The 8,828-nt window shown below is 71.9% G+C and carries 5 protein-coding genes and 1 pseudogene; 2 read left to right on the top strand and 4 right to left on the bottom strand.

Features of this window, described 5'->3' with window-relative positions; translation table 11 throughout:
• Together FV222_RS11280 and FV222_RS11275 are read right to left on the bottom strand one after the other, a co-directional pair.
• Nucleotides 1–1,192: pseudogene (locus FV222_RS11280) on the bottom strand (hypothetical protein); the annotation flags it as partial.
• Nucleotides 1,193–1,361: 169 nt separating this feature from the next.
• Complete coding sequence (locus FV222_RS11275) at nucleotides 1,362–1,688, bottom strand: iron-sulfur cluster assembly accessory protein (RefSeq protein ID WP_147751928.1); 327 nt, start codon at nucleotides 1,686–1,688, stop codon at nucleotides 1,362–1,364.
• A gap of 164 nt (nucleotides 1,689–1,852) precedes the next feature.
• On the opposite strand from FV222_RS11275, the gene FV222_RS11270 reads away from it, so the two are divergent.
• Nucleotides 1,853–3,100, top strand: a complete 1,248-nt coding sequence (locus FV222_RS11270; RefSeq protein ID WP_147814307.1) for a deoxyguanosinetriphosphate triphosphohydrolase — start codon at nucleotides 1,853–1,855, stop codon at nucleotides 3,098–3,100.
• A 73-nt stretch (nucleotides 3,101–3,173) separates the two neighbouring features.
• Here FV222_RS11270 and FV222_RS11265 read toward each other — a convergent pair whose 3' ends face one another.
• A complete protein-coding gene (locus FV222_RS11265; protein ID WP_147814305.1) occupies nucleotides 3,174–3,668 on the bottom strand; it encodes a hypothetical protein in 495 nt (164 codons plus the stop codon).
• Nucleotides 3,669–3,956: 288 nt separating this feature from the next.
• Between FV222_RS11265 and FV222_RS11260 the strand changes: the two genes are divergently transcribed.
• On the top strand, nucleotides 3,957–5,132 hold the full coding sequence (locus FV222_RS11260) for an MFS transporter (RefSeq protein WP_147814303.1): 1,176 nt from the start codon (nucleotides 3,957–3,959) through the stop codon (nucleotides 5,130–5,132).
• Nucleotides 5,133–5,522: 390 nt separating this feature from the next.
• Here FV222_RS11260 and FV222_RS11255 read toward each other — a convergent pair.
• A partial coding sequence (locus tag FV222_RS11255; protein ID WP_147814301.1) for an NAD-glutamate dehydrogenase domain-containing protein occupies nucleotides 5,523–8,828 on the bottom strand: 3,306 nt, incomplete at its 5' end.

Below are 8,828 nucleotides of genomic sequence, written 5' to 3'. Positions count from 1 at the left end.
GAACGCCGAGCGGGTCGCCGGCGACGGCGGGCGGCTTACCGGCGCTGCGGCTGGTCTGCCTAGCCTCCGCTGCCGGATCGGCCGGCAACTCGACGCTGAAATCCTGCAAGGTCAGGCCGCCGATGGCCGGGGCGAGGCGGCGCAAAGCCTCGTCGGTGACGGCGGCGTTCGGGTCGGCGAGGCGGCGCAGGGCCGCGATGGTGGGGCTGAGCGAGACGCCGGTGAGGGCCGCCCGCGCGAGCCGGGCCTTCACCCCGCCCTGGGCGAAGGCGATCGCCTCGAACGTCGTGCCGGCCTCGGCGCCGGTGCCGACATGCGCCAGGCGCCCGACCTCGACCAGCATCGGCGCGCCGGCCCCGGTCCGGCTGATGGCGAGGCCGTGCAGTTCGAGGCTGCCGAAGGAGACCGCGTCGGCAAGATCCGCCGCGGTGGCGGCGAGCCGGCCGCGCGCGTCGGCCTTCATCTCGGGGTCGATCGCGTCGAGCCCCCGGGTGAGGGCGGCCATCGCGCCGTTCCACCCGCCGGGGATCTGGCGGCCGCCTAAGTCGCGGCCTTCGAGCCCGGCGATCCGGATCGCGACGCCCGAATCCTCTGTGTAGGTCACGTCGGCGACGCGGATCGCGGCGTAGACCCGCTGCACCGGCCCCTTCCCGTCACCCGGTTCCGAGGAGAGCCGCACGAGCGCGGCGAGGTCGAGGTCGCTCGCGACGATCCGGCCGTAAGTGCCCGATCCCTTTTGCGCGCCGGAGACCGCGACGCCGGCGCCGGCCATGGTCAGCTCGGCGATGCGGCCGGCGCGCACGTCGCGCGCCGTGACCTCGCGGTAGGTCACGGTCTGCAGCGATCCGCCGGGACCGGGATGTTCGGAGACGAGGACCGGGATCGAGATGCTCGCCGCTTCCAGGCGCGCGAGGCGCGGCGCCCACGGCTCGGCCGAGTCCGGTGCCAGGATCGCCGTCAGGTCGCCGCGCGACAGCCGGGTACCGCTCACCGTGACGCGGGCGGCCTTGAACAGCGTATCGCCGAGCGGCAGCGCCACGTCGACGAGCACGACGTCCTGGACGGCGGAGGCCGCCTCCTGCGCCGTGGCCGGGACGGCCGCAAGACTGGCGCCCCCGAGGACGAGGCCGGCACAGATGCAGAGTCGAGCCGCCCGGAGCAGGCTGGCGCGGACCGTTCGGTGAGGGATCATCGTGTGCGGACCGCTGCCGGGATTGCCAGACCGAGAAGACGGCGCCGTCGTCCCGCATTTCGGCGCGCGAGGCAATCGGTGCGCCACGTCGCAAACCCTGTCGCAAGCCTCGCCGGCCCGCACCTTTCGTCCCGGCACAACGGTGCCGGCGTTGGGAGGTCGGGTGGGGTCAGAGCGAGAACGAGGTGCCGCAACCGCAGGACGAGGTGGCCTGCGGGTTCTCGATCTTGAAGGATTGGCCGATCAGGTCGTTGACGAAATCGATGGTCGAACCGGCCATGTACTCGAGCGAGACCGGGTCGACGATCACGGTGGCGCCGTCGCGCTCGATGGCGACGTCCTGCGCCGCCTGGTCGCGGGTGATGTCGAAGGCGTAGGAGAAGCCCGAGCAGCCGCCGCCGTTCACGCTGACGCGGAGCGCCGCGCCCGGCGGCTCGGCGACCATGATCTCGTTGATGCGCTTGGCGGCGCGGGGGGTCAGGGTGATCTCGGCCATCGGGGAAGCCATCGGCGCTGTCGTCGGGGTCTGGGCGCGGCGGGCGATTGCCTGCCGCGTGATCGAACCAAGATATGAGGTAGGACGGCGCGCCGCAACGCGTGCGTCGCCGAACCGCGAGGGGACCATGCGGGCAGGACATCGCGAACAGATGGGCGGGACCCGTGCGCGCCAACGGTGAGCGCTGGCGCGCGCCCTACGCCACCGACCCGGGCGCGACCCGGGGGCGGCTGATCCCAGAGCCGGCCTCGCCGACGCGGAGCGACTTCCAGCGCGACCGCGACCGCGTGGTGCATTCCACTGCGTTTCGCCGGCTGAAGCACAAGACCCAGGTCTTCGTGCACCACGAGGGCGACCATTACCGCACCCGGCTGACCCACACCCTGGAGGTCAGCCAGATCGCCCGCGCGCTCGCCCGCGCACTCGGCCTCGACGAGGACCTGGCGGAGGCGTTGGCGCTGTCCCACGACCTCGGCCACACCTGCTTCGGCCATACCGGCGAGGACGCGCTCGACGCCTGCATGGCGTCCCATGGCGGCTTCGACCACAACGCGCAGGCCCTGCGGATCGTGACCCGGCTGGAGCGGCGCTACGCCGGCTTCGACGGACTGAATCTCGCCTGGGAGACCTTGGAGGGCCTGGTCAAGCACAACGGACCGCTGCTCGGCCCGGACGGGCGCCCGACTCCGCGCTACGCCCGCGAAGGCATCCCGGCAGCGATCCTCGAATACGATGCCCTGCATCCGCTGGAGCTCGCCCGCCACGCCGGCCCGGAGGCGCAGGCGGCGGCGCTCGCCGACGACATCGCCTACGACAGCCACGACCTCGACGACGGCCTGCGCGCCGGCCTGTTCGACCTAGCCGACCTCGGCGAGGTGCCGTTCCTGCGCGGCTTGCTCGACGAGATCGCCGCCCTGCACCCCGGCCTTGAGGCGTCGCGCACCATCCACGAGCTCGCGCGGCGGGTGATCACCCGGTTCGTCGAGGACGTGATCACGGAGAGCCGGCGGCGGCTGGATCGTCTGGCCCCGGCAAGCGTCGCCGACATCCGCGCGGCCGACGCCCCGGCGATCGCGTTCTCGGCCGCGATCGCGGCCGCTGACGCCGACATCAAGCGCTTCCTCTACGCGCGGATGTACCGGCATCCCGAGGTGATGGCGGTGCGCGAGAAGGCCAACGCCATCGTCGCGGACCTGTTCGCGGCGTTCTCCGCCGACCCGACGCGGATGCCCGAGGAATGGAGCGCGGGGCTCGATGGGGCGCCGCCGGGCCGGATCGCGCGCCGGATCGCCGACTACATCGCCGGCATGACCGACACCTACGCGGTGCTCGCCCACCGCCGGCTCTACGCCGCGACGCCGGACCTGCATTGGAGCCCGCCGAGCCGCGGCCTGCCGCTGACCGAGCCGTGAGGCGGGTTGTACTTGAGATACCTGGGCGGCGGGTGCCAGAAGCGCCCGCCGCCGCGCGGCTCAGCCGTTCGGCTCAGTAGCCCGAGCAGGTGCAACCGCTGCCGTAGCCGTAGGCAGCCGGCGCGTAGCCGCCGTAGCTCCCGTTGTAGACGGGTGCGTAGCTCGCGCCGTAGGCGGGGGCGTAGCCGTAGCCGCCATACCCGCCGCCGTAGCTGCTGCCGTCATCGTAGCCGCCGAAGCCACCCGACAGGGCGCCGGCCGCGAGCCCGAGGCCCAGGCCGATCCCGGCGCCGGCGATGCCGTAGCCGACGCCCCGGCCGTAGCCGCCGCGGTAGCCGTATCCGCCGCGATTGCCGGCATAGCCGCCCCGGTATCCACCGTAGCCGCCATGATACCCACCGTAGCCGCCACGCGAGCCGACGAAGCCACCGCGCGAGCCGGCGAAGCCGACGCTGCGGAACCCGCCATGGCCGCCCCAGCCACCGCCATACGGGCGGGCCTCGACGCTTGCGGGAACCGCGACCACGGCGGCGGCCAGCGTCGCGCCTGCAAGGATAAGAGCCTTCATCACGTCGTCTCCAATCGAATTCTGAGGATCGCGACGGCCGGTCGCCACGCGTTACGCCTAGGACTGTAATCAGCAGCCTGCACGACGACGGGGTGGCAGTGTACGCACCCGGGCAGTTATCCCGGCCCGATCGACGCCTCCTACAGCAGACCCGTCCGTAGAACAGGGCTGCGTCCCGATCACCGATGGTTCGCAACCGCGGGCGATCCGCCATGTTGACGGCATACCGCACCGCACAAAGAGGGACGGGCGCCCGCGCGCCCGATCCCGTGCCAACGGAGCCTCCGAATGGCCTCGCTGCCGATCCTCGCCCTCGCCGTCGCCTCCTTCGGCATCGGCACCACGGAATTCGTGATCATGGGCTTGCTGCCGGAGGTGGCGCAGAGCTTTTCCGTCACGATCCCGCAGGCCGGCTACCTCGTCTCGGGCTACGCGATGGGCGTGGTGGTCGGCGCGCCGCTCGTGGCGATCGCCACCGCGGGCCTGCCGCGCAAGACCGCGCTGCTCGCCCTGATGGCGGTGTTCCTCATGGGCAACGTCGCCTGCGCCGTCGCGCCGACCTACGCCACCTTGATGCTCGCGCGCATCGCCACCGCCTTCGCCCACGGCGCCTTCTTCGGCATCGGCGCGATCGTGGCGCGGGACCTGGTGCCGCGGGAGAAGCGGACGCAGGCGGTGTCGCTGATGTTCGCCGGGTTGACGCTCGCCAACGTGCTCGGCGTGCCGCTCGGCACCGCGCTGGGCCAGGCGGCGGGCTGGCGCGCGACCTTCTGGGCGGTGGTGGCGATCGGCGTCGCGGCGGGCTTCGCGATCCAGCTGTTCGTGCCGGCCGGGCTCCCCGGCTCGCGCGGCGGGCTGGCGGGAGAGTTCCGGGCGCTCGGGCGCTGGCCCGTGCTTCGGCCGATGCTGGTCTCGACCTTGTCCTCTGTGAGCTTCTTCACGGTTTTCACCTACATCACGCCGTTGCTGATGGGGGTGACCGGACTCAGCGCCCGCGGCGTCACCGGCGCCTTGTTCGTCGCCGGCATCGGGCTGACCGCCGGCAACCTGATCGGCGGACGGCTCGCCGACGGGAATCTCACCGCCACGGTGATCGGCAGCTTCCTCGGCCTCATCGCCGTGCTGACGCTGCTGGCCGGCGTCGCCCGCTTCGAGTTCGCGATGCTCGCGGCGCTGGTGGTGTGGAGCGGGCTCGCCTTCGCCCTGGTCTCGCCGCTGCAGATCTGGGTGGTGGAGGCCGCCAGCGACGCGCCGAACCTCGCCTCGACGCTCAACCAGGGCGCGTTCAACCTCGGCAACGCCACCGGCGCCTGGCTCGGCGGGGTCGCACTCACCGCGGGCGTCGGATACGCGCAGCTGCCGTTGATCGCGGCGGCGGTGTCGACGTTGGGGCTCGGCCTCGCGCTGTCGGCGATGTCGGGCCCGACGCGGTCGGTGCTGCCGGCGCCGATCCATCCCGGCTGACATGAAGAACGACGCTCGCAGCCGAGCTGCAAGATACTGCAATTTTCGCATGCCCCGGCGCAAAATCGTTAATTTTTAGCGCTTGCCATGCGATCAACGCATCCGTTACGTACGACGGACGCCATTGTTGCGATGCACCATGACGCGCATCTTCCGGGCGAACGGACGGCGTCTACGACCGTCACACCTACGGAGTGCGAACCATGACCCAGCCTGCACCGAAGCCCGGCCTGTTCTCGCAGATGCTGCGCCTCTGGCTTGAGCACAACCAGCGCATGCTCGACATGCGGATGGGCCCGTTCTGAGCCTACGCGCACAACCCGTCGGCCCTTAAAAAGCCGGTCCCGCTCAAGCGCCGGGCCGGCTTTTTCGTGTCTGCGACCGGGCCGATCAGCGTCGCACGAGATCGCCGAGCAGGCTCGCGGCGACGGTGGCCTTCGAGACCGTCAGCCCCGAGGCCGCGATGGCGTCGACCGCCCCGCGGATACGCGCCAGCGCCGGACCGCGCGCCTTGCCCCAGGCGGCGACCGCCTCCGGCCCAGGGCCGATGTCGTCCACGACCTCCGACGTGAGCTGGCGGTGGGCGCTCGAGATGCCGGCCACCGCCCGTTCCAGGGCGACCCGGTCGAAGGTGTCGGAGACCGGCGCGGCGCGGGCGGCGGCCGCCAGCGCATCCAGGGAAAACTCCCGCTCCAGCGCGAAATGCGTCGCCGCGATCTCCGCCACCGGCCGCCCGCTGGTGCCTGCGACGCGGACGATGTCGGGCGCCGAGGTCAGCGCGCGGAGCGAGGCGAGGCGCAGGGCCGGCTCGTCGTCCATGCCCTGCCCGACGAGCTCCGCCCGCCGCCGCTCGATCGCGGCGTTGGCGTCCGCGCCGAGGACGCCGGGAAGGGCCGCAAGCACCGCGCCGATCCCGTCGCGGTACCGCGCGACGAGCGGAGCGATGCCGCCGGTCAGGTCGAGGTTGCGGATGAACCAGACGATGCGGTCGACCAGCAGGTCCTGCACCTCGGCGTAGAGTCCGACCTGCGCCTGCCCGCCGATGCGCCCGGCGAGCCCGTCGATCGCCGCGTTCAGCTCCATCAGGCCGAAGGCGTCGCGGGTCACGGCGTAGGCCTTCGCGATGGTGGCCGCGTCCGCCCCGGTCTCGTCGGTCAGCCGGGTGACGAGCGAGATGCCGCCGCGGTTGACGATGATGTTCGACAGGGCGGTGGCGATGATCTCGCGGCGCAGACGGTGTCCCTTCACAGCGTCGGGGAAGCGTTCGCGGAGCGCCTTGGGGAAGTAGCGCTGCAACTCGCGGTCGAAGTACGGGTCGTCGGGCACCGGGCTCGCCAGCACCGCGTCGTAGAGCGAGAGCTTGGCGTAGGCCAGCAGCACCGCGTATTCCGGCCGCGTCAGACCCTCGCCGCGGCGCATGCGCTCGGTGAGGGTCGCGTCGTCCGGCAGAACCTCGACGGCGCGGTCGAGCCGGCCTTCCGCCTCCAGCCCCTGCATCGTGCGCATTGCAAAACCGGTCTCGCCGAGGCCCCGGTGCAGGGCGAGGGTGAGGGCCAGGGTCTGCAGCTCGTTGTTGCGCAGCACCAGGTGCGCGACCTCGTCTGTCATGGCGACGAGGAGCGCGTTGCGGGCGTCCGGGTCGAGGCGGCCGTCGCGCTCCGGGATCATCAGCGCGATCTTGATGTTCACCTCGACGTCGGAGGTGTTGACGCCGGCCGAGTTGTCGATCGCGTCGGTGTTGAGCCGCACGCCGGCACGCGCCGCCTCGATCCGCCCGGCCTGCGTCAGCCCGAGGTTGGCGCCTTCGCCCACCGCCTTGGCGCGGATCTCCGGGCCGGTGATGCGCACCGCGTCGTTGGCCCGGTCGCCGGCCTGCTCGTCGGTCTCGGTGGTGGCGCGGACATAGGTGCCGATGCCGCCGAACCACAGCAGGTCCACGGGCGCCTTGAGGATCGCCTGCATCAGCTCGGCCGGCGAGGCGGAGGCGCGGTCGAAGCCCAGCGCCGCCTGGATCTCCGCCGAGAGCGGGATCGCCTTCAGCGCGCGCGAGAACACGCCGCCGCCGGCCGAGATCAGGCCCTTGTCGTAGTCGGCCCAGCTCGACCGGCCGAGGTCGAACAGCCGCTTCCGCTCGGCGAAGCTCACGGCCATGTCGGGGTTCGGGTCGAGGAACACGTCGCGGTGGTCGAAGGCCGCGATCAGCTTCAGCGTGCGCGAGAGCAGCATGCCGTTGCCGAACACGTCGCCCGACATGTCGCCGACGCCGACCACCGTCACCGGATCGGATTGGGTGTCGACGTCGATCTCGCGGAAGTGGCGCTTCACCGCCTCCCAGGCGCCACGCGCAGTGATGCCCATGCCCTTGTGGTCGTAGCCCTGGCTGCCGCCGGAGGCGAAGGCGTCGCCGAGCCAGTGCCCGCGCTCCAGCGAGAGCGCGTTGGCGATGTCGGAGAAGGTCGCCGTGCCCTTGTCGGCGGCGACCACGAGGTAGGCGTCGTCGGAATCGTGCCGCACGGTGTCGGCCGGCGGCGCGATGCCCTCGCTGACGAAGTTGTCGGTGAGTTCGAGCAGCGTGCGGATGAAGATGCGGTAGCTCTCGGTGCCTTCGGCGAGCCAGGCCGCGCGGTCCGAGGCCGGCGGCAGGCGCTTGGGGTAGAACCCGCCCTTGGCGCCCACCGGCACGATCACCGCGTTCTTCACCTGCTGGGCCTTCACCAGCCCCAGGATCTCGGTGCGGAAATCCTCCGGCCGGTCCGACCAGCGCAGGCCCCCTCGGGCGACATAGCCGTAGCGCAGATGCAGGCCCTCGACGCGGGGCGCGTAGACGAAGATCTCGAAGAACGGCCGCGGCAGCGGCATCCCGGACACCTTGGCGCAGGCGAACTTGAAGGCGATGGTCTCGCGCGGGAGCCCGTCGGCGGCCGTCTGGAAGAAGTTGGTGCGGACCGCGGCCTCCACGAGGTTGACGAAGCGGCGCAGGATGCGGTCCTCGTCGAGGCTGGTCACGTCGGCGAGCGCCGTTTCGATGGCCTCGCGGACGGCGGCCTCGTTCGCTTGGCGGTCGCCCTCGGTGACGGGGTCGAAGCGGGCGTAGAACAAAGCGACGAGCTGGCGGGCGATGCCGGGGTGCTGGCTCAGGGTCGCGGCGAGGTAATCCTGGCCGTAGCGCACGCGGAGCTGGCGCAGGTAGCGGCCGAGCGCCCGCAGCAACGCCACGTCGCGCCAGGCGAGGCCGGCCTCCAGCACGAGGCGGTTGTAGCCGTCGGATTCGGCTTGGCCCGCAGCGATGGCGAGCATCGCCGCCTCCAGCGGCGCCTCGAGCGGGCCGATCTCGATCGCCGCGCCGGTGGCGCGCTCCAGCAGCATGTCGTGCAGCCAGACCCTGGTGTCGGCGCCGACCGCCGAAACGCTGTAGGTCCGCTCGTTGATCACGCGGAAGCCGAGGTTCTCCAGGCCGGGCACCCGGTCCGACAGCGGCAGCGACGCCCCGCGCGAGAACACCTTGAGGCGCACCTGCGCCGCCGGGTCGGTGTCGCGGCGGTCGATGGCGACCGCGCGCGGTCGTTCCTCGGAGAGCGATTCGAGGATGGCGATGTCGCCGATGGCGACCTCGGCGGAGAAGTTTTCGCGGTACGCCGCCGAGAAGCCCTCGCCGTAGCGGGCGGCCAGCGTCCGCGCCTCCGAGCCGCCCATGGC

The sequence above is a fragment of the Methylobacterium sp. WL103 genome (assembly GCF_008039885.1).
In the GTDB taxonomy this organism is placed as follows: domain Bacteria; phylum Pseudomonadota; class Alphaproteobacteria; order Rhizobiales; family Beijerinckiaceae; genus Methylobacterium; species Methylobacterium cerastii.
The sequence above is the reverse complement of the archived record's forward strand: the minus strand, read 5'-3'. Positions and strand labels throughout refer to the sequence as shown.

Bases quoted from the DNA above. Each gene is read 5' to 3' on its own strand.
- FV222_RS11275 (WP_147751928.1), bottom strand. From the start codon at position 1,688: ATGGCCGAGATCACCCTGACCCCCCGCGCCGCCAAGCGCATCAACGAG.
- FV222_RS11265 (WP_147814305.1), bottom strand. From the start codon at position 3,668: ATGAAGGCTCTTATCCTTGCAGGCGCGACGCTGGCCGCCGCCGTGGTC.
- FV222_RS11260 (WP_147814303.1), top strand. From the start codon at position 3,957: ATGGCCTCGCTGCCGATCCTCGCCCTCGCCGTCGCCTCCTTCGGCATC.